At 36.3% G+C, this 22987-nt stretch carries 20 protein-coding genes; all 20 read left to right on the top strand.

The features are described 5' to 3' along the window. Window positions 1-13: 13 nt before the first annotated feature. The 20 genes from A4G25_RS07060 to A4G25_RS06965 all read left to right on the top strand — a co-directional run bounded on the left by A4G25_RS07060 (window position 14) and on the right by A4G25_RS06965 (window position 22987). Entirely contained in the window at window positions 14-697 is a 684-nt protein-coding gene (locus tag A4G25_RS07060; protein WP_047132192.1) for a DUF5079 family protein, read from the top strand. A gap of 268 nt (window positions 698-965) precedes the next feature. Further along, window positions 966-1649 (top strand): DUF5079 family protein, encoded by a 684-nt coding sequence (locus A4G25_RS07055; protein ID WP_047132191.1) that lies wholly within the window; start codon window positions 966-968, stop codon window positions 1647-1649. 693 nt (window positions 1650-2342) lie between these two features. Then, window positions 2343-2942 carry a DUF5080 family protein gene (locus A4G25_RS07050; protein WP_047132190.1) on the top strand — a complete coding sequence of 200 codons (600 nt, stop codon included), beginning with the start codon at window positions 2343-2345 and terminating at the stop codon, window positions 2940-2942. Window positions 2943-2967: 25 nt separating this feature from the next. After that, window positions 2968-3339 (top strand): hypothetical protein, encoded by a 372-nt coding sequence (locus A4G25_RS07045; RefSeq protein WP_047132189.1) that lies wholly within the window; start codon window positions 2968-2970, stop codon window positions 3337-3339. A gap of 561 nt (window positions 3340-3900) precedes the next feature. Then, window positions 3901-5904, top strand: coding sequence for a methionine--tRNA ligase (gene metG, locus A4G25_RS07040; protein WP_047132188.1), 2004 nt, complete (start codon window positions 3901-3903; stop codon window positions 5902-5904). Between the two features lie 208 nt (window positions 5905-6112). Then, window positions 6113-6886, top strand: coding sequence for a TatD family hydrolase (locus tag A4G25_RS07035; protein WP_047132187.1), 774 nt, complete (start codon window positions 6113-6115; stop codon window positions 6884-6886). Window positions 6887-7446: 560 nt separating this feature from the next. After that, window positions 7447-7998, top strand: coding sequence for a ribonuclease M5 (gene rnmV / locus A4G25_RS07030; protein WP_047132186.1), 552 nt, complete (start codon window positions 7447-7449; stop codon window positions 7996-7998). A gap of 1 nt (window position 7999) precedes the next feature. Next, complete coding sequence (rsmA, locus tag A4G25_RS07025; protein ID WP_047132185.1) at window positions 8000-8890, top strand: 16S rRNA (adenine(1518)-N(6)/adenine(1519)-N(6))-dimethyltransferase RsmA; 891 nt, start codon at window positions 8000-8002, stop codon at window positions 8888-8890. Between the two features lie 99 nt (window positions 8891-8989). Then, a complete protein-coding gene (gene veg, locus A4G25_RS07020; protein WP_047132184.1) occupies window positions 8990-9253 on the top strand; it encodes a biofilm formation stimulator Veg in 264 nt (87 codons plus the stop codon). Window positions 9254-9629: 376 nt separating this feature from the next. Continuing rightward, the gene (gene ispE / locus A4G25_RS07015; protein ID WP_047132183.1) at window positions 9630-10484 is read left to right on the top strand and encodes a 4-(cytidine 5'-diphospho)-2-C-methyl-D-erythritol kinase; all 855 of its coding nucleotides are present in this window, start codon (window positions 9630-9632) and stop codon (window positions 10482-10484) included. A gap of 16 nt (window positions 10485-10500) precedes the next feature. Continuing rightward, window positions 10501-11325 (top strand): pur operon repressor, encoded by an 825-nt coding sequence (gene purR / locus A4G25_RS07010; RefSeq protein ID WP_047132182.1) that lies wholly within the window; start codon window positions 10501-10503, stop codon window positions 11323-11325. 18 nt (window positions 11326-11343) lie between these two features. Further along, window positions 11344-11724, top strand: coding sequence for a RidA family protein (locus tag A4G25_RS07005; RefSeq protein ID WP_047132181.1), 381 nt, complete (start codon window positions 11344-11346; stop codon window positions 11722-11724). A gap of 65 nt (window positions 11725-11789) precedes the next feature. Further along, the gene (spoVG, locus tag A4G25_RS07000) at window positions 11790-12113 is read left to right on the top strand and encodes a septation regulator SpoVG (protein ID WP_012664176.1); all 324 of its coding nucleotides are present in this window, start codon (window positions 11790-11792) and stop codon (window positions 12111-12113) included. Window positions 12114-12360: 247 nt separating this feature from the next. Further along, entirely contained in the window at window positions 12361-13725 is a 1365-nt protein-coding gene (glmU, locus tag A4G25_RS06995; RefSeq protein ID WP_047132180.1) for a bifunctional UDP-N-acetylglucosamine diphosphorylase/glucosamine-1-phosphate N-acetyltransferase GlmU, read from the top strand. Between the two features lie 102 nt (window positions 13726-13827). Beyond that, on the top strand, window positions 13828-14793 hold the full coding sequence (locus A4G25_RS06990) for a ribose-phosphate diphosphokinase (RefSeq protein ID WP_047132179.1): 966 nt from the start codon (window positions 13828-13830) through the stop codon (window positions 14791-14793). A gap of 255 nt (window positions 14794-15048) precedes the next feature. Continuing rightward, complete coding sequence (locus tag A4G25_RS06985; RefSeq protein WP_047132178.1) at window positions 15049-15690, top strand: 50S ribosomal protein L25/general stress protein Ctc; 642 nt, start codon at window positions 15049-15051, stop codon at window positions 15688-15690. Window positions 15691-16178: 488 nt separating this feature from the next. Then, the gene (gene pth, locus A4G25_RS06980; protein ID WP_047132177.1) at window positions 16179-16751 is read left to right on the top strand and encodes an aminoacyl-tRNA hydrolase; all 573 of its coding nucleotides are present in this window, start codon (window positions 16179-16181) and stop codon (window positions 16749-16751) included. Between the two features lie 5 nt (window positions 16752-16756). Continuing rightward, the gene (gene mfd, locus A4G25_RS06975) at window positions 16757-20266 is read left to right on the top strand and encodes a transcription-repair coupling factor (protein ID WP_371093557.1); all 3510 of its coding nucleotides are present in this window, start codon (window positions 16757-16759) and stop codon (window positions 20264-20266) included. Then, the gene (locus A4G25_RS06970) at window positions 20256-21794 is read left to right on the top strand and encodes a polysaccharide biosynthesis protein (RefSeq protein WP_047132175.1); all 1539 of its coding nucleotides are present in this window, start codon (window positions 20256-20258) and stop codon (window positions 21792-21794) included. The genes mfd and A4G25_RS06970 overlap by 11 nt, the downstream gene beginning before the upstream one ends. After that, the gene (locus A4G25_RS06965) at window positions 21791-22987 is read left to right on the top strand and encodes a MazG nucleotide pyrophosphohydrolase domain-containing protein (protein ID WP_047132174.1); all 1197 of its coding nucleotides are present in this window, start codon (window positions 21791-21793) and stop codon (window positions 22985-22987) included. The genes A4G25_RS06970 and A4G25_RS06965 overlap by 4 nt, the downstream gene beginning before the upstream one ends.

Here is a 22987-nt window from a genome sequence, read left to right as displayed (position 1 = left end):
GGGGGTTATTAAGTTGAATGACGCATATAAAAAATTAAGAAATCCACTACCGCAATTATTAGGAGCATTTTCTATTTTATTTAGTTCTCTAGGATTTGTTCAATATTTTTATAGTTTAACTATAGAAAGAACGCCCTTGTATTTATTAATAACAAGCATATTAATTATTATAATTTCTATAGCATGTTTCTTTGTATTATTCCTACCGCAACCTAAAAATCATGAAGATATGAAAAAAAGTGCCTTTAAATTGATGGTTTTAGATGTCTTAGCTTTATATTGTATAGTTATAGGATTGTACAATGTGTATTTCTTTTTGGCAGCTGAAAATGGTGTTGATCTCACTATCTTTTGGATAGTTGGAATAATTACAATGTTTGTGGGTCTGCTCTCTTTCATCTACGGAATTTATTTACTTATTAACACACCGTTTTGGCTTAAAGATAAGAAAAAAGATGAACAAATTTTTGGTAAAGCAATAACTATTATAATTTTATTTCTTTTTAGTTTAGTTGTTGTAATTCAAAAAATAATAGAATATTTTACAATTCCTAACATTAACGAATCGAAGTTCATGATCTTAGGAATAGGAGGAATGATGCCGTTCGTATATTTCGTTATCATGATGTTGTATATACATTATACACAGGTATTATTGAATTATGAGTTGAAAGATGCAGATGAATTGTTCGAATAATAAAATTCATTTGAATAGAAAAAACTAAAGTAATATGGAAAAGGATGTACTAATCATGTCAAACTTGGCAAAAGTAAAATTGCCTGCGAAATCTGAATAATAGTAAGTTGATAATTTGAGATGTAGAAAATAAGGTGGCTTTTTGTTGGTATAGATATTTATTTAATTGATTTAATTATTTTCACTAAAGAAAAGTCGAAATTATTAGATGAAGCCAGTAGTGGCAAAGTAAAAATTAAGCTGGATTTTTTAGAGGAGTGAATTAAAATTGAATGCTGCTTATGAAAAGTTAAGAAGTCCAATGCCACAAATATTAGGAAGTGGAACATTAATTCTATTAACAATGGCCTGTAGTCAATATTTTTATGGATTGACTATATCTGAGACACCCGAATATCTCGTAATAACATGGGTATTCATGTTTTTGGTTAGTATATCCACTTTTTTGATTTATATATTTAGAAGGCCAAAAAATCATGAAAGTATGAAAAGAAAAGCTTTGGTTTTATTTGTAATCAATATATTAGCTATGTATTCCTTTATTTATGCTTTGTATAATCTCTACTTTTTTTTGGCTATAAGAGTAGGAATAGATTTATTTAAAATTTGGTTTGTAGGAACTATAACAATGATTTTATGTATATTATCATTTATTTTTGGAGTAATACTTTTGCATAAGACACCGAGTTGGTTAAAAGGAAAAAATCATAAAGATAAAGTTGAAAGTAAGATACTAGTCATTACAATACTTTTTGGAATCAGTTTAATTGTAGTAGTAGAAAAGATTATTGAATATATAGTGGTGCCAAATATCAATGAATCGAAATACATTGTTCTAGTAATGATAGGCTTAATATTGATTAGCTATTATAACGTTTTTTTAATGTATATACATTATACGCAGGTATTATCAAATTATGAGTTGGAAGACGCAGATGATTTTTTGGAATAATAAATTTAGAATTATATTTTATTTTCAAAAAAGAGGTGAAACAGTGTGGAACTGGGCGTATTAATCATTCCTAACTTGGCAAAGATAAAATTTCTGTGGGGGCAGAGCAGTGGTCAGTTGGAATATTAAAAATAAATCATAGTTTTATTGATAAGGATATTTATACCACAGGACCTATTATTTTTACTAAAGAAATTACAGATTTAGGTGAAGTGATTTTACTACATATATTGCGTTAGATAATGAAATTGAATATATCTCTGGATTGAATATCAAATACGTACCCTCTTTAGAAGTTTTCCGACTATTTCGTATAAGTGTTTTGATGATGAAGATTTTGAACAAATTCATGAGGATATAAAAGCGTTTGCTTTAGAAAACGGTATTATTTTAAAGGATTTAAATTCCTTTTATGTGATGGTCGATTACCTTAATGGTGCTAGCTAACATACCGTTTGTTCCTTGTGAAGATTTAGGGTTCAGAACTAATCTCTATATTGATCGGATGCTAGAAGGCATGTTGAAGACAAATCAATATGAAACATAAGAAAAAGAAGTCTTAAATGAAATTGAAAATTTTACGAGGCAACATCAGCTTCATCGCATATCACCTTATTATCATATTATTCATGAAGTTGATGATATGAATTGGGTTGATATAAAGTTAAAGGTTAGAAATACAGGAGGGAGTATATGACATATTTATTATTATTTTTAGTGGCAGGTTTGTATTATGTTGTGTATATTACATCGGTAATGTATGCAGAAGGTATTAAATTATTGCCGTGGATTGCTTATGGTATATCTGCAGTAATCTTTTTGGTTACATTTCTCTTTGTGAATCCTAGCTTTAGTGCATTACAAAATTACATATTTGTGCTCACTCTAGGCTTTGTTGTATACGGTTGGTTGGCTATTAAGTCGTTTTGGACACGTCCGTATCAAGTAAAAATTGAAAGTATGGAATCTAATCCAAACTATTTTTTAACAAGAGAAAAATATGAAGAAGATGAAAGTGTGCAAATTAACTTAGCTTCTGCGAAATATAAAGGGATTATTTCAGGAATTATCTCGGTAATCTGTATGATTGCGATTAAATTAAAGTTAACGCCTATTTTAAAAGAAGATTTAGCAGGTGGTTTATTTACAATAGGCCTTATCCTTTTTTTAATGGTTATAATTTATTTCATTATAGATATTATATTAGTAATTAGAAGGCGGAGATTTTCATTTATCATCCTTAGACCTTTAGGAACGCTGGTTTTGTTAATCTTCTTTGCAATGATTATTTAACAATTAAAAAATGAAGGGGTAATCTATGAAAAAGATAGGTTTGATGAGTTTATGTTTGTTGATGATTATCGTAATGGGTTGTACTAAAGGAGATCGTCTTCCTAGTTCAGTGAAAAATGATTTGCATAAAGCTGATAGAAAAATAGAAGCTGTGAAAATATTTGAAATTGATCATAAACAGGTAGTTTATGAAAAGAAAGATAAAAAATTGACCGTGCCACTTCACTTCAAAGAAGACGTAGAACTGCCTCCTAAACTTGTCGGCAGCATGGCCACAACACCTTTCTCCGGAAATGAAGATGTCGATTATGTAGAAGTTAAGTATGAATTGAAAGGTCATAAACATGAACTTCATTATAAAAGAGATAAACACGGAATGCTTAGACGAGTAAATTAACTGCTGCATAGGAACGGACACACATGTTTATTCCATGAGTAGATATGTGTGTCCTGTTACTAAAAAATAATGTGAAATACAAATAATACCAACGAAACAAGGTGGTAAGCTATTAAATATCGTAATCATTGTTGCGATTATCAGTCTGATTTTTGTGATTATGCGATTACTTGGCTAAAACTTAAAGAAATAGAACTTATCATTGCATATATCGCTCATTTAAAATTAATAATAAAGAACCAACCTATATTGAACAGTTGTAACTCATAAACAAGAGTTTGTGAGTTTTTTAATTTTCATACCTATTTTCACTTTATCAACACCGTCTCTATATGCACCACACTCTAGAATTGTTACAATTAAACTGTATGACTTAATAATACAAGATACATTGCAGTAAAATGTATAGATGATTCTTTTTGAGCTGAAAAAAGCAGAGACCTAACAATACAAGAAGTGTCTAAATACTTAAAGTACGTATAGGTTCAAACGGTACTCTGCATTGAAATAAAGGCGAAATTTAGATATATTAAATAAGTAAGATACAAGGAGGAGCAAGGAATGGCGAAAGATACATTTTATATAACAACACCTATTTATTACCCGAGCGGTAAATTACACATTGGGCATGCATATTCAACCGTAGCAGGCGACGTAATTGCGCGCTACAAACGCATGCAAGGCTATGATGTGCGTTATTTGACAGGTACAGATGAACATGGTCAAAAAATTCAAGAAAAAGCGCATAAAGCAGGCGTAAGCGAATTAGAGTATCTGGACGAAATGATTTCAGGTATTAAATCATTATGGGAAAAACTAGAAATCTCAAATGATGATTTTATCAGAACAACTGAAAAACGCCATGAAGAAGTAGTGGCTAAAGTGTTCGAACGTTTGCTTGAACAAGGTGACATCTACCTTGGCGAATATGAAGGATGGTACTCAGTACCAGATGAAACTTACTATACAGAATCTCAATTAGAAGAACCGGTGTATGATGACAACGGTAAAATTATCGGTGGTAAAAGTCCGGATTCTGGACATGAAGTTGAACTTGTTAAAGAAGAAAGCTATTTCTTTAATATCTCTAAATATGCAGATCGTTTATTAGCATTCTATGATGAGCATCCTGAGTTCATTCAACCTCCTTCTCGAAAAAATGAAATGATTAATAACTTTATCAAACCAGGTTTAACTGACTTAGCAGTATCACGTACAACATTTGACTGGGGCGTACAAGTTCCATCAAATCCAAAACACGTCGTATATGTATGGATTGATGCTTTGGTAAACTATATTTCAGCATTAGGTTATTTATCAGAAGACGATAGTCTATTCAAAAAATATTGGCCAGCAGATTTACACTTAATGGCAAAAGAAATCGTACGTTTCCACTCTATCGTATGGCCGATTTTATTAATGGCATTAGACTTGCCGCTTCCAAAACGCGTCTTCGCACACGGCTGGATTTTAATGAAAGACGGCAAAATGAGTAAATCTAAAGGCAACGTTGTAGACCCTAATGTCTTAATCGATCGCTACGGTTTAGATGCAACACGTTACTACTTAATGCGTGAATTGCCATTCGGTTCAGACGGCGTCTTCACACCAGAAGCATTCGTCGATCGTACAAACTTTGACCTAGCTAATGATTTAGGCAACTTAGTGAACCGTACTATTGCGATGATTAATAAATACTTTGACGGTGAATTACCAGCATACGAAGGACCAAAACATGAGTTAGATGCTGAAATGGAACAATTCGCATTAGACACTGTCAAAGAATACCATGAAAACATGGAAGGCTTGCAGTTCTCAGTGGCACTTTCAACAGTGTGGAAATTCATCAGCCGTACGAACAAATATATTGATGAAACAACACCTTGGGTACTTGCTAAAGACGATAGTCAAAAAGAAATGCTTGGTAATGTGATGGCGCACTTAGTGGGAAATATCCGCTTCGCAACAGTATTGTTACGCCCATTCATCACACACGCACCACGCCAAATTTTCGAGCAATTGAATATCAACAGCCCAGAGCTCTTTGAATTCGACAGCTTGAACGAATACGGCGCATTAAAAGCACCAATTTCAGTGACTGAAAAGCCGCAACCGATTTTCCCACGTTTAGACACAGAAAAAGAAGTGGCATTCATTAAAGACTCAATGCAAGGCTCAGCACCAAAACCTGAAGCACAAGCAGAGTCAGCTGAAGAAGAAAAAGAAGAAGTGCCAGCTAAAGCACAAATCACAATTAAAGATTTCGATAAAGTAGAAATCAAAGCAGCAACAATTATTGATGCTGAAAACGTGAAAAAATCTGATAAACTGCTGAAAATTCAAGTAGATTTAGGCGAAGAACAACGTCAAATCGTTTCAGGTATCGCAAAATTCTATGAACCAGACGATATTATCGGCAAAAAAGTAGCAGTTGTAACGAACTTAAAACCAGCTAAACTTATGGGTCGTAAATCAGAAGGCATGATTTTATCTGCTGAAAAAGACGGCGTTTTAACATTAGTCAGCTTGCCGAACGCAATTCCGAACGGTGCAGTTATCAAATAAATGTTATAATTAAGCATGTAATAGAAATTCCCTATAAAATAGAAAAAGATTTTGGCGGCGCTGCAGGAACAACTGTATACGCCGCCGTCTTATTATGTCATCTAATCCTTTGAAAAAGGGTAGGAGAATACTATAAATGAGAAAGAAACAGATTATCTTTCACACAGCATTTTAAAATAGCGCAACAGAACTGAAAGGAGCCATTTCGATGTTAATAGATACACATGTACATTTAAACGATGAACAATATGATGAAGATTTAGAAGAGGTTATTGATCGTGCACGTGAAGCAGGAGTAGATCGCATGTTTGTTGTAGGGTTCGATACACCAACCATCGAACGTGCAATGAAATTAATTGATCAATATGATTTCTTATATGCCATTATCGGTTGGCATCCTGTTGATGCGATTGATTATACAGAAGAACGCGAGCAGTGGATTGAGGAATTATCCAAACATCCGAAAGTCATCGGTATTGGAGAAATGGGCTTAGATTATCATTGGGATAAATCACCTAAGGATGTTCAAAAAGAAGTTTTCCGTAAACAGATTGCTTTAGCTAAACGTGTCAACTTGCCGATTGTGATTCATAACCGTGAAGCGACACAAGATTGTATAGATATTTTAATGGAAGAACATGCAGAAGAAGTAGGCGGTATTATGCACAGTTTCAGCGGATCGCCTGAAATTGCAGATGTAGTCATTAATAAACTCGGTTTCTATATTTCATTAGGCGGACCTGTGACGTTTAAGAATGCGAAACAACCGAAAGAAGTTGCGAAACACGTACCATTAGACCGCTTGTTAGTAGAAACAGATGCGCCTTATTTATCACCGCATCCTTATCGCGGCAAACGTAATGAACCGATGCGTGTGACATTGGTTGCTGAACAAATCGCAGAATTACGTGGTATCAGTTATGAAGAAGTTGCTGAACAGACAACTGAAAACGCAGAACGTTTGTTTAATTTGGAGAAATAGACATTAAAAAGGAACCATTCTGAAAATGTACTGCACCCCTAAAGTTGAACCCGAAAAATTCAACTATAGGGGTGTTTATTTATAAGTATTGAAATTTTATTATCTAAAATAATATAGTTATAATGGAAAAATGTGAGTTCTATTTGAGAAATAACTATATTAAGCAAGTTGGACCTGTTTAAAGAGGTGACGCTTATGATGCGCAACTCCAGAGCGGACACATAATGAGTGATTATGAAATACTTATGATCGTACTAACGATAATAGGTTTAATCCTTATTAGCGAAAATCGTAAGAAATAAGCATCAAAAAAATAACCATCCAACTTTGGTTGAATGGTTATAAACAAAGAACCAAAAGCCACCGTCTTTTTAACGGGCCTAGAGGGATAACATGTTCACAGCATGTTATCCCTTGTTTAATTTAAATATAGCAAATCCAAAGCTAATAGTCTAACCATTCTGAAAAAATAATCAGAATCCAGCTTTTCAAGGTTTTATTTTTCAAGAAAGCAGATATGGTATAGTATTAAAGTTAACACTGTGAAAGGTGACGAGAATATGAAAATCAATGAATTTATCGTGGTTGAAGGCCGAGATGATACAGAACGTGTACAACGTGCGGTAGAATGCGATACGATTGAGACAAATGGCAGTGCGATCAACCAAGAAACATTAGAAGTCATTCGTAACGCACAAGCAACACGCGGCGTGATTGTATTGACAGATCCTGATTTCCCGGGTGATAAGATACGAAATACCATTCGTGAACATGTTTCAGGTGTAAAACATGCTTATATCGACCGTGAAAAAGCTAAAAATAAACGTGGCAAAATCGGAGTAGAACATGCGGCTTTAGAAGACATCCGTGATGCTTTACTGCATGTGTCTTCTCCATTTGAAGAAGGCATGGAATCAATCAGCAAAGATACATTAATCGATTTAGGTCTTATTGTAGGTCCTGGTGCGCGACAAAAACGTGAGGTATTAGGCCGAAAATTACATATCGGACATTCTAATGGCAAACAATTGCTGAAGAAGTTGAATGCTTTCGGTTATACAGAAGCAGATGTGCGTGATGCATTAAATGAAGATAAAGGAAGTGAAGGATAAAGTGAATAAGAAAGATATCGCTACACCTACGCGTACGAGAGCGTTATTAGACAAGTATCAATTTGATTTCAAAAAGAGTCTGGGACAGAATTTCTTAATTGATGTCAATATTATCCAAAAGATTATTGATGCGAGTAATATTGATGATCGTACGGGTGTGATTGAAGTAGGTCCTGGTATGGGCTCTTTGACAGAACAGTTAGCGAAACATGCGAAAAAAGTGGTTGCTTTTGAAATCGACCAACGTTTAATCCCCGTGTTAGAGGATACTTTATCAGATTATGATAATGTAACAGTGATTAATGAAGATATCTTGAAAGCAGATGTAGTTGAAGCTGTACAAACACATCTTTCAGATTGCGATAAAATTATGGTTGTTGCGAATCTTCCATATTACATTACAACACCAATTTTATTGAATCTGATGTCAAAATCATTGCCGATTGATGGTTACGTAGTCATGATGCAAAAAGAAGTCGGAGAAAGGTTAAATGCTGAAATCGGCACAAAAGCATATGGTTCCTTGTCGATTGTTGCACAATATTATACTGAGACATCCAAAGTGCTGACGGTGCCGAAGACGGTCTTTATGCCGCCTCCGAATGTAGATTCTATTGTAGTGAAATTGATGAAACGTCAAGCGCCGATTGTGGCTGTGGATGACGAAGATCGATTTTTCAAAATGACGAAAGCTGCTTTCAGTCAGCGTCGTAAGACAATCGCAAATAACTATCAAAGTCTCTTTTTTGATGGTAAACAAAAGAAAGATATCATCAAAACATGGTTAGAAGATGGCGGTATTGATCCGAGACGTCGCGGTGAGACGTTATCTATTAAAGAATTTGCGAATTTGTTCAATAACTTGAAAAAATTCCCGGAATTAGAATTTTAAAATATTGACATGGCGCACGCACATTGTTAAAATTTAAATTTTATTTGACTTAATCGCTAGAAATGTGTTATAATACAATTTGTAGCGAGGTGGAGCAATATGCCAAAATCAATTTGGGACATCAAAAATGCACTTGATGGTCATTTAGGAAACCGTATTGTACTTAAAGCAAATGGTGGTCGTAAAAAAACAATTGAACGTTGCGGAGTTTTAGCTGAAACATATCCAGCAGTTTTCATTGTTGAATTAGACCAAGATAAACACAACTTTGAACGTGTATCGTATACATACACAGATGTGTTAACTGAGAACGTACAAGTTTCTTTTGTAGACGATAATCACCATGAAGCAGTTGCACACTAGTCAGATGAGTAATAAATTGAATAATTGAAGCATTGAGTGCTTCGTCTAAAAAAGGAATCCTGTGGGCAGGATTCCTTTTTTAATGCCGAAAATCGCGGTTAAAGATAGAAAATCAGATGTTCATATTTTTAAGTATAATCTTTGATTTCGGAGTTATACCAACTAATTATATCTATACTTACAAATCATTCTAACTTTTTTTCAATATCACAACATTAACCATTATGAATACAGACAATGTTCGTGTTATAATGTCGATAATGCATATTTTGCACATCATTTTCTGTGCGAATGTTCTATAAGCAGGTAACAATACACTACTTCAGCACAGATATTCCAATCTCAAATGATTTTATATGTAAAGGAGGGCGGTAATATGATATACGAAAAGGCACCTGCTAAAATTAATCTCACCTTAGATGCACTATATAAACGAAATGACGGTTTTCATGAAGTCGAAATGGTCATGACGACGGTGGACTTAAATGATCGTGTTACCGTCGAAAAACGACATGATCAGCGTATTGTGGTTCAAGTCGATTATAACTTTGTACCTGAAAATGCTAAAAATTTAGCATCTCAAGCGGCATTATTAATGCAAAAAACTTATGATATCAAAGAAGGGGTCACGATTACACTGGAAAAAGAAATTCCAGTTTCTGCCGGTTTAGGCGGGGGCTCAGCGGATGCTGCAGCAACGATGCGTGCGATGAATAAGCTTTTTGATCTGCAACTCAGTTTGGATGAATTAAGTGCACTTGGTGCTGATGTGGGTTCAGATGTGCCGTTTTGTATTTACAGCAAAACAGCAATTTGTACAGGACATGGCGAAAAGGTGCATCTTTTAAACGAAATGCCGAAAGCTTGGGTAGTGATTGCCAAGCCGAATGTCGGTATTTCTACGGCTTGTGTTTTTCAAGAGTTGGAAATCGGAGAAGAATGTAATCAACAAGAAAATACGCAAAAGTGTCTTGAAGCGATTGAAAATGGGGACTATGAAACGATTTGTGCGACCCTTTCGAATTGTTTAGAATCCATTTCGATGGAGATGCACCCGAATATCCGCAAGTTAAAGCAGAATATGCTCAATAGTGGCGCAGATGCTGCATTGATGAGCGGCAGCGGTCCTACAGTTTACAGCTTAGCGAAACACTATAAACAAGCGCAAAATATTTATAATGCAGTACATGGGTGCTGCAATGAGGTTTATTTAGTCAGATTACTTGGATAAGAAAGGAAGGATTCTTGTGCGTTATAAACGAAGTGAGCGTATTGTGTACATGACTCATTATTTAATGAGTCATCCCAATAAGTTGATACCGCTTACGCATTTTGTAAAAAAATTTAAACAAGCGAAGTCTTCAATCAGTGAAGATATTCATATTGTGCGTGAAACCTTGCAAAAAGAAAAACTAGGAACAGTGGTTACAACAGCTGGGGCCAGCGGTGGTGTCACTTATCGTCCTACCATGAGTAAAGAGGAGGCAGAAGAAGTTATTGAAGAAGTCATCGGCCTCTTACAGGAAAAAGAACGCTTGCTGCCAGGAGGCTATCTCTTCTTATCCGATCTTATGGGAAATCCTGAGTTGTTGAACAAAGTCGGACGCTTGATTGCGACAATTTATATGGATGAGGATTTAGACGCAATCGTAACCATTGCGACTAAGGGTATATCTCTTGCTAATTCAGTAGCAAATATATTAAATTTACCTGTAGTTGTTATTCGTAAGGATAATAAAGTAACAGAAGGTTCTACAGTATCGATCAACTACGTTTCGGGATCATCTCGCAAGATTGAAACGATGGTGCTTTCAAAACGTACACTTCAGGAAAATTCGAATGTGCTTATCGTTGATGATTTCATGCGTGCAGGAGGCTCTATTAACGGCGTTATGAATTTGATGAATGAGTTTAAAGCGCATGTCAAAGGGGTATCAGTACTTGTAGAATCTAAAGAAGTTAAACAAAGATTGATTGAAGATTATACTTCCTTGGTCAGACTGTCTGATGTCGATGAGTACAATCAAGACTTTAAAGTTGAGCAAGGTAACGTGTTATCTAAATTCTCATAAAAGGAGCGAGTATACAACATGAAAACAATTCACACTAATAAAGCACCAGAAGCATTAGGACCATATTCTCAAGCAATTGTTATAAATGATATGGTTTATACTTCTGGCCAAATTCCATTAAATGAATTCGGCGAGTTAGTCAGCCAAGAAACCGCAGTTCAAACTAGACAAGTGCTTAATAATTTAAGTCATGTTTTAGAAGAAGCAGGTTCAGACTTAGACTCAGTAGTGAAAACAACAATTTTTATTGCGGATATGAATGATTTCCAATATATCAATGAAGTCTATGGCCAATTCTTCGATGCGCATAAACCAGCTAGAAGTTGTGTCGAAGTGGCACGCTTGCCGAAAGATGTTAAAATTGAAATAGAAGCAATCGCTCAAGTAAAAGAAAAATAATTTTTAATTAAATATTGTAAAGCTTCTAGAAGACAAAAGAGAGAGATACTAGGGGGGCTCACTACATGAAAGTGACAGATGTAAGACTTAGAAAAATACAAACTGATGGAAGAATGAAGGCGCTTGTGTCTATTACACTTGACGATGCATTCGTAGTCCATGATTTGCGCGTGATTGAAGGCAACTCAGGTCTATTCGTCGCAATGCCAAGTAAACGTACACCAGATGGTGAATTCCGCGACATCGCGCATCCGATCAACTCAGACATGAGACAAGAAATTCAAGATGCAGTGATGAAAGTATATGATGAAACTGATGAAGTCATTCCTGATAAGAATGCACAACCATCATCAGATTCAGAAGACAATGGTAGTGAAGAAGAAGCTTAATAATATTTGATAATCGAAATGAAGAGGCTCTCGGTCAAAAGATCGGGAGCCTTTTTCTCTAAGATAAAACTGAAAGACTGTTCGTTGTCGCAGCAGGATTAAGAAATAGTTTGCAAGATGAAATGATGATAAGAAGTCGGTGTTTGTACAAAGGAGCAAGACGACTTTCTAGGTTCAGTCTTGAAAGTACAAGCAGCGTTAAATTATAATAACATAGAAGTGTAAAATTATTGGAGGGTTGGCAGTCATGCAGAGATATGCGGTGGTATTAGCGGCTGGTAAAGGCACAAGAATGAAATCTAAACTTTACAAAGTGCTGCATAAAGTAGCAGATAAGACAATGATTGAACATGTGGTAAATAGTGTTCAGCAATCTGGTGTAAACCAAGTTGTGACGATTGTCGGTCATGGTGCAGAGCGTGTAAAAGACACACTTGGAGATCAATCTGCTTACGGTTTTCAAGAAGAGCAATTAGGAACAGCACATGCAGTCAAAATGGCAGCGGAGGAATTAAAGGATAGAGAAGGAACAACGTTAGTAGTATGTGGTGATACGCCGTTGATTACAGCGGATACATTGAATGCTTTGGTTAAACACCATGAAGACAATCAAGCAGATGCGACAGTATTATCAGCCACAGCGCCTAATCCGTTCGGATATGGAAGAATTGTTAGAGACGAAGAAGGACGTTTGTCTAAAATCGTTGAGCAAAAAGATGCTTCAGAAACAGAACAGCAGATTGATGAAATCAGTTCTGGTATTTTTGCGTTTGATAATCAAACATTGTTCCGTTTGTTGGATGAAGTGAAAAATGATAATGCTCAAGGTGAATATTATTTGCCTGATGTTTTATCTTTAATTTTAGAAGAAGGCGGAAAAGCTGAAGTTTATCGCACTGAAGATTTTGATGAAATTATGGGTGTGAATGACAGAGTTGCTTTAAGTAAAGCGGAACAAGCGATGCATCAACGTATTAATGAATATCATATGCGTAATGGTGTAACTTTAATTGATCCATCATCTACTTATATTGCATCAGATGTTATAATAGGTATGGATACTGTTATCGAACCGGGTGTACATATTGGAAGCGGTACGCAAATTGGAGAAGATACAGTCATTGGCCAATATTCAGATATCAATCACAGTACAATCGGCAACCGTACTACTGTAAAACAATCTGTTATTAATGACGCGACAGTCGGCGATGACACGACGGTTGGACCATTTGCACAACTAAGACCGAATGCACATTTAGGTAATGAAGTTAAAGTCGGCAACTTTGTTGAAGTGAAAAAAGCAGATATTAAAGATGGTGCAAAAGTTTCACATCTTAGTTATATCGGAGATGCAGAAATCGGTGAACGTACAAATATCGGCTGTGGTTCTATTACTGTTAATTATGACGGTAAAAATAAATTTAAAACAGTTATCGGAAAAGATTCATTTATCGGCTGTAATACCAACTTAGTTGCACCTGTTACATTGGGTGATGATGTTCTTATTGCTGCAGGATCAACGATTACAGACGATGTGCCAAATGACAGTTTAGCCTTAGCGCGTTCTAGACAAACAACGAAACCTGGTTATTTAAATAAAAATAAAGAATAGCAAGTATTGAAGTCAGAGAGCCAATTCAGTAAAATTAAATAGAATGTAATGTAACAGTTCGACTTGAACAACGCATGAATGCAAATAAATGGAGGACTATAAATGTTAGCTAATGAATATAAAAATTCATCTTTAAAGATTTTCTCGTTGAAAGGGAATGAGCCGCTTGCACGTGAGGTAGCCGATGATATCGGTATTGAATTAGGAAAATGTTCAGTAAAACGTTTCAGTGACGGCGAAATTCAAATCAATATTGAAGAAAGCATCCGAGGTTGCGACGTATTTATTATTCAACCGACATCTTACCCAGTTAACGTACATTTAATGGAATTACTCATCATGATTGACGCATGTAAACGTGCTTCTGCGGCTACAATTAACATTGTGGTTCCTTATTATGGTTATGCACGTCAAGATAGAAAAGCACGCAGTCGTGAACCAATTACTGCTAAACTTGTTGCTAACTTAATCCAAGTAGCAGGCGCAGACCGCATGATCGCTTTAGACTTGCATGCACCGCAAATCCAAGGTTTCTTTGATATTCCGATTGACCACTTAATGGGTGTACCGATTTTGGCACAATATTTCAAAGAAAATCCAGATATCGACCCTGAAGAAACAGTTGTTGTCTCACCTGACCACGGTGGTGTAACACGTGCACGTAAATTAGCAGACATTTTAAAAACACCGATTGCAATTATCGATAAACGACGTCCGAAACCAAATGTTGCTGAAGTTATGAACATTGTAGGTGATATCGATGGACGTACTGCCATTATTATTGATGACATTATCGATACTGCAGGTACAATTACTTTAGCTGCACAAGCATTGAAAGATAAAGGTGCCAAAGAAGTTTATGCTTGCTGTACGCACCCAGTACTTTCTGGTCCAGCTAAAGAACGTATTGAAAACTCCGCAATTAAAGAATTGATTGTAACAAATTCAATCCGCTTAGATGATGAACGTAAACCTGAAAATACAACTGAATTATCAGTTGCAGGACTTTTAGCGCAAGCAATTGTACGTGTTTACGAAAGAGAATCTGTCAGCGTATTATTCGACTAATATATTATAAGAACTGCCGTTCACTTGAATGGCAGTTTTTTATTGTTTTTTCAATTTTTGGTGCGTAATTTTTTTAGGAAGTTGACGTAATTCTGAAAAATGTGTATAATAACTCCGTTCGCGACTTTAATTGTTCGAACATATTAAACACTTGCAAGCGATGATATATCGATGGGCAAGTGCGGAGAGATTAATTATATTTTGCTTAAATAAAGCGCAGTATCTAATCTCAAATACGAAAGGTGGAAAAAGGAAATGGCTTCATTAAAGTCTATTATCCGTCAAGGTAAACAAAGACGTTCTGATTTAACAGCAATCAGAAACTCAGGTAAAGTACCAGCAGTTATGTATGGTTACGGTCAAAAAAACGTATCAGTTAAAGTTGATGAAGTAGAATTCATCAAAGTTATCCGTGAAGTTGGACGTAACGGTGTTATCGATTTAGGCGTAGGTTCTAAAACAATCAAAGTAATGGTTGCAGACTACCAATTCGATCCACTTAAAAACCAAATCACTCACATCGACTTCTTAGCAATCAACATGAGTGAAGAACGTACTGTTGAAGTACCTGTACACTTAGTTGGTGAAGCAGTAGGCGCTAAAGAAGGCGGCGTAGTTGACCAACCATTATTCAACCTTGAAGTAACAGCTACTCCAGAAAACATTCCTGAATATCTTGAAGTAGAAATTTCTGGATTAGAAATTGGCGACAGCTTATCAGTTGAAGATTTAAACACTACTGGTAACTTCACAATTGAAAACGAACCAGAAGCTACAGTTGTAACTGTAGTACCTCCAACTCAAGGACCAAGCGAAGCTGAAATTGAAGAAGTTGAAGCTGGCGATGCAGATACTCCTGAACCAGAAGTTGTTGGAGAAAAAGAAGAAGAAGAATAATCTTATTCTTACTTTATATGAAAATACCGTTTGTGCTGAATAGCGCAAATGGTATTTTTTTATTGAATAGAAAGTACAGTAATTTGGTGCGTTTTCTATAAAAATTATATTTGTAAGCGTTAACAACAACGTAATTTTGATTTTTAAAGCAAAGGCTTTTTTGTGCAATTAGGAATATAATATGAATAGTAAAGTGTTATTCATTATAAAAAACAACGCAGATATAATACAGTATAATAAAATTTCAGAATAACACTTTGCTTTTATCTTTAATTGTTGAGATATAAGATGACAGCGGTATTTTTCTTTCGTTACTTTTAATTTTCAAATTAACACAAAGACCTCTCATGCTTAACTCGTTAAGCTGAGAGGTTTTTGTGTTAAGATAGGGTGTGAAACCATAATACATAAACATTGAATCATCATCATTCATAATTGATATCAATGTTATTTTAACGATTGAATTTATAGAGATGGAGGAAACAGGAATGAAGTGTATTGTCGGATTAGGCAATATCGGTAAACGATTCGAACAAACAAAACATAACATTGGCTTCGAAGTGATAGATTATCTGCTTGAGTCCAATCAATTTAAATTAGATAAACAAAAATTCCGCGGTGCATATACAATTGAACGACTTGGCGGAGAGAAAGTATTATTCATTGAACCGATGACAATGATGAATCTATCAGGAGAAGCTGTAGGTCCGTTAATGGATTATTACAATGTGGATCCAGAAGATTTATTAGTACTGTACGATGATTTGGATTTACCGCAAGGGCAAGTGCGTTTGCGTCAAAAAGGAAGTGCCGGCGGTCATAACGGAATGAAATCGATTATTCAACACCTTGGCACTGATAACTTTAAACGTATTCGTATCGGAATCGGCAGACCGACGAACGGCATGTCAGTTCCTGATTATGTATTACAGAAATTTTCGAAACAAGAAATGGAAACAATGAATAAAGTAATAGAACATTCTGCACATGCTGTTGAAGATTATGTTTCTAATTCTCGATTTGATCATGTGATGAATGAATATAATGGTGAGGTCTCGTGAAATCAATAATTACAGATTATATAAATAAAGATAAAAGATATGAAGAGTTAAATGATGCATTCGGCCAAGAGAATGTTTTAGTAACCGGTCTTTCAGGCGCTGCCAAAGCAACAATGATGGCAGAGAAATATCTTTCTTCTGATCGTCCGCTTGTCGTAGTTACAAATAATCTCTATCAAGCAGATAAATTAGAGGCAGATATTCAACAATATATTAATGATGATGAGATTTATAAGTATCCGCTCCAAGACATTATGACTGAGGAGTTTTCTACACAAAGTCCTCAACTGATGAGTGAACGTGTACGTACCCTTACTGGCTTAGCCGAAGGACAGCGAGGGTTCTTTATCATACCTTTAAATGGTCTGAAAAAATTACAAACACCTGTCGATATTTGGAAATCACATCAAGTGAAGTTGTCAGTAGGTGATGATATTGACGTTGATGATTTTCTTAATAAATTAGTCGACATGGGTTATCGTCGAGAAACTGCTGTGTCTCATATCGGAGAATTCTCATTACGCGGAGGCATTATTGATATATATCCGCTTATTGGCGCGCCTGTACGTATTGAATTATTTGATACAGAAGTAGATTCAATCCGCCAATTCGATATAGAAACACAACGTTCTGAAGAAAACCAAGATACAGTAGAAATCACATCAGCCAGTGATTATATTATTACAGATGATGTGCTCAAGCGTATTAAAACACAATTAAAAGAAGCATATGAAAATACGCGCCCTAAAATAGAGAAATCTGTACGCAATGATGTTAAAGATACGTATGAAAGCTTTTTACAATTCGACAGCAACTTCGTTGATCACCAAGTTATCCGACGTTTAGTTGCTTTTATGTATGAACAGCCCGCAACACTAGTAGACTATATCAGCAACAATGCGATTATCGCTGTAGATGAATACAACAGAGTAAAAGATACAGAAGAAACTTTAACAACAGAAGTCAATGACTTTATGACGCAATTGATTGAAAGTGGAAAAGGTTTTATCGGCCAGCAATTTATGAATGATAAAGCTTTTGAAACGCTTATAAGTACAAGAAACATTACGTACTTTACACTTTTTACAGCCAGTATGCCTGTTAAGTTAAATAATATTATTAAATTCTCCAGTAAACCTGTGCAACAGTTTTATGGTCAATATGATATTATGCGTTCTGAATTCCAGCGTTATGTCAACAACGGCTATACAGTTGTCGTACTGGTTGAAACAGAAACAAAAAAAGAACGCGTCAAATCTATGATGAACGAAATGCATATTCCGGTTGTAGAAGGTGAAGCAGGAGAACATATGGAAGGCGGTCATGCGGTTATTGTCGAAGGCAGTCTTTCAGAAGGTTTTGAACTGCCTTATATGCAATTAGCTGTTGTGACAGAACGTGAATTATTCAAGTCTAAACAGAAAAAAGCTAAAAAACGCACACCGACAATGAGCAATGCTGAACGTATCAAATCTTATCAAGATTTAAAAATCGGGGATTATGTTGTTCATGTCCACCATGGTGTCGGTCGTTATTTAGGTGTTGAAACACTTGAAGTCGGCGATGTGCATCGCGACTATATTAAAATCCAATATAAAGGGACAGACCAGTTGTTTGTACCTGTGGATCAAATGGATCAAGTACAGAAGTATGTCGCTTCTGAAGATAAAACACCGCGACTTAATAAACTCGGCGGTACTGAATGGAAGAAAACGAAAGCGAAAGTTCAACAAAGCGTTGAAGATATCGCAGATGAATTGATTGAATTATATCGTGAACGTGAAATGGCGCAAGGTTATCAATATGGTGCAGATTCTGAACAGCAACATGAATTTGAAATGGACTTTCCATATGATTTAACAGCAGACCAAAGTAAATCTATTGTGGAAATCAAAGACGATATGGAAAAAGAACGTCCGATGGATCGTCTGCTTTGCGGTGATGTAGGTTACGGTAAAACGGAAGTTGCGCTTCGTGCTGCTTTTAAAGCTGTAATGGAAGGCAAACAAGTAGCTTTCTTAGTTCCGACAACTATCTTAGCGCAGCAGCACTATGAAACACTGATTGAACGTATGCAAGATTTCCCGGTAAATATTCAATTAATGAGCCGTTTCCGTACACCGAAAGAAGTCAAAGAGACTAAAAAAGGATTAGAAGACGGTACAGTCGATATTGTCGTAGGGACACACAAACTCTTAGCCAAAGATGTGAAGTATAAAGATTTAGGATTGCTTGTGGTCGATGAAGAACAACGTTTTGGTGTACGACACAAAGAACGTATTAAATCACTGAAAACGAATGTCGATGTATTAACATTAACAGCAACACCTATTCCGCGTACGTTGCATATGAGTATGCTTGGGGTACGTGACTTGTCTGTTATTGAAACACCGCCGGAAAATCGCTTCCCAGTCCAAACTTACGTCCTAGAACAAAATTCAAACTTCATCAAAGAAGCACTTGAACGCGAATTATCACGCGGCGGCCAAGCATTCTATTTATACAACAAAGTACAATCCATCTATGAGAAGAAAGAACAGCTGCAGATGCTGATGCCTGAAGCTAATATCGGCGTGGCGCATGGCCGTATGACAGAACGTGAACTGGAAGATACGATGATTGGGTTCGTCAACGGAGAATACGATATTTTAGTCACAACAACCATTATTGAAACTGGTGTGGATGTGCCGAATGCGAATACCTTGATTATCGAAGATGCAGACCGCTTCGGTTTGAGTCAATTGTATCAATTGCGCGGACGTGTCGGTCGATCATCTCGTGTCGGTTATGCTTACTTCTTGCACCCGACAAACAAAGTATTATCAGAAACAGCAGAAGAGCGTCTGCAAGCCATCAAAGAGTTTACAGAACTCGGCAGCGGCTTCAAAATTGCGATGCGTGATTTGAATATTCGCGGTGCCGGCAACTTGCTCGGCAAACAGCAGCATGGCTTTATCGATTCAGTCGGTTTCGACTTGTACTCACAAATGTTAGAAGAAGCGGTTAATGAAAAACGCGGCATCAAAGAAGAAACAACCACACCAGAAATCGAAATTGACTTGAACATGGATGCATATCTGCCGACAGAATATATCCCGAATGAACAATCTAAAATTGAAATCTATAAAAAACTCCGTCAAATTGAAAATGAAGAGCAGTTAATGGATATTAAAGATGAATTGATTGATCGTTTCAATGAATATCCAATTCAAGTTGAACGATTGTTAGATATTGTTGAAATGCGTATTCATGCATTGAATGTCGGTGTACTGTCTATTAAAGATACTGGTAAAGCAGTCGAAGTCCAACTGTCAGAAAAAGGGACAGAAGATATTAACGGTGAAGCATTATTTAAACAAACCTTGCCTTTAGGACGCGACATGAAAGTCGGCGTTGAAGATGGTGCGATGAAAGTTACATTGGCTAAAAATAAACGTGCAGGGGCATGGTTCGACCGTTTGAAATTCCTAATGAAATCATTGGAAGAAAGTATGGTTATACCGGATGAAGCGTAAATCAGCCTTTAATGGCGTGGTCATTCTAACGCTTGCTTTAATTGCGGTAAAAATACTCAGTGCAATTTATCGAGTACCTTATCAAAACGTATTAGGTGATGCGGGACTTTATGCGTACCAGCAAGTGTATCCATTTTTATCGCTGGCTACGATTTTATCTATGAATGCGATTCCGAGTGCAGTGACGCAAAACTTCGGAGCAAACTGGACAGATAAACGTATTAGCCAAGTTATGATGGGGGTACAGACGGCTTGCTTTGCGATATTTTTAGTTGTCTTTTTGGGTGCTTCTGTGATTGCACGGATTATGGGTGATATGCATTTAACACCGATGATACAAATGGCGAGCTGCAGTTTCTTAGTAGTCGGCATTCTTGGTGTGCTGCGGGGCAGCTATCAATCGCGGCAACAAATGGAATTGCCGGCTTATTCGCAAGTCATTGAACAGATTGTGCGTGTCGGTATCATTTTAGCGATGATTGTTGTTTTTGCGATCGGCCATAAAACGATTTATCAAATAGGAAAATGGTCGATTCTTGCTTCAGCGCTCGGTTTCTTAGCAGCATCGCTGTTCTTGATGTGGAAAAGACCATTTCGTTTTCAATGGCAATGGCGTGAAAATGATATAGAAAGCCAAGTTTGGAAACGTTTGACTGCAGCAATTATCATATTCTCAGCTTCTCATTTAATTGTGACGACATGGCAATTGATGGATAGTTTCAGTGTTATACGCGAATTGCAGCACTATGGGCTTTCTTTTAAAGCATCTATTGTACAAAAAGGAATTTATGACCGCGGAGCTTCTTTTATTCAAATCGGCCTGATTGTAACGACGACGTTTTGTTTTGTCTTAATTCCTTTATTGACAAATGCATTCAGAGAAGGCCGCTTTGAACGTATGAATCGTTATGCGAATGCTTCTTTGAAAATTACAGTAACCATCAGTGTGGCAGCGGGTGTCGGATTAATGAATTTATTGCCGTTGATGAATCGTGTGTTCTTTAAAAATGATGTGTTAACGGATACTTTAATTATTTATATGCTGACAGTCATATGTGTATCATTGATTATGGTTAATATCGCGCTACTTGAAGTGCGTCGCCAATCACGTTTGATTTTAATTACTTTTGCGGCAGGCGCATTATTGAAATTGTTGCTGAATCTCTTATTGATTCCGCGTGTCGGTATTATCGGGGCGAGTATCAGCACGGTATTGTCATTATGTTTATTTGCGGGCATTTTGCAATGGAGAGCATTCCGTTTCTACCGCTTCCGACATTTGCGCACGTTTGTTGTGAAATTAATCATTTCGATGATTGGCATGACACTTGCTGTACAACTGGTGATGTGGCTGCTTCCGACAACTGAACGCTTATCAGGTATGTTGGAACTGCTTGTTGCAGCTGTGGCTGGTGTAGCAGTAGTTATTGCTGCCATTGCAGGGTTGAACTTGCTGACTTATAAAGAACTGCAACATATGCCGTTCGGCGATAAATTGTATCACTTTAAGAAAGGACGAAAACGATGACACACACGATTACAATTGCAGGTTTAGGCAATTACGGACTTGATGAGCTGCCGTTAGGTGTATACCGTTATTTAATCAATACGGCTAAAATTTATGCACGTACACTGGATCACCCTGTGATTCAAGAATTACGTGATGCAGAAAAAGCTGAAATAGAATGGATAAGCTTTGATGATGTTTACGAATCACACGATGAATTTGCTGAAGTATACGAGAATATTGTTACGCAGTTAGTGGAAGCTGCACAATCAGAAGATATTGTTTATGCAGTACCCGGACATCCAAGAGTTGCTGAAACTACGACCGCACTCTTAACAGCATATGCAGGGAGTCATGATGATATAGAGCTGCAAGTATTAGGCGGCAAAAGTTTTATTGATGACGTGTTTGAAGCGGTACAAGTAGATCCGAATGATGGTTTTACATTGTTGGATGGTACAGCTTTAGAAGCAGCACAGTTGAATATTCGTACGCATACCTTGATTACACAAGTGTATAGTGCGATGACAGCGGGAGATTTAAAACTGACTTTAATGGAACGTTATCCTGATGACTATACTGTGCAGATTGTAGACGGTGCACGCAGTACAGGTGCAGCACTGATTGAAACACCATTATTTGAACTAGATCATCATGATATCTTCAGTAATTTGACCAGTGTGTTTGTGCCGCGTATTGAAGATGCAGATTTAATGCATCGTGATTTTGATTTTGCGGAAACTGTCATTGATACGTTAGTAGATGACGAAAAAGGATGCTCATGGGATAAGAAACAAACTCATGATTCATTGAAACGTTATTTACTGGAAGAAACTTTTGAATTATTTGAAGCAATTGATAATGAAGATGATTGGCATATGATTGAAGAACTCGGAGATATTCTGCTTCAAGTGATGCTGCATACAAGTATTGGTAAAAAAGAAGGTTACATGGATGTTCATGAAGTAATTGAAAGTATGAATGATAAAATGATTCGTCGTCACCCTCATGTTTTTGGAGAAGCGCATGCTGAAAATGTAGAGGATTTAAAAGCAATATGGTCAGATGCGAAATCTAAAGAAGGTAAACAAGAACGTGTAAAATTTGAGAAAGTATTTGCAGACCATTTTATGGCGTTGTATGATGATATCAAAAATAAAGACTATAATGAGGCAGAACTTAAAGCCTTTTTAGAAAAGAAAGAAGGAAAATAG

It is taken from the genome of Staphylococcus condimenti, assembly GCF_001618885.1.
GTDB classification, from domain to species: Bacteria; Bacillota; Bacilli; order Staphylococcales; family Staphylococcaceae; genus Staphylococcus; species Staphylococcus condimenti.
Note: the sequence above shows the minus strand (reverse complement) of the source record. Positions and strands in the feature narration are given on the sequence as shown.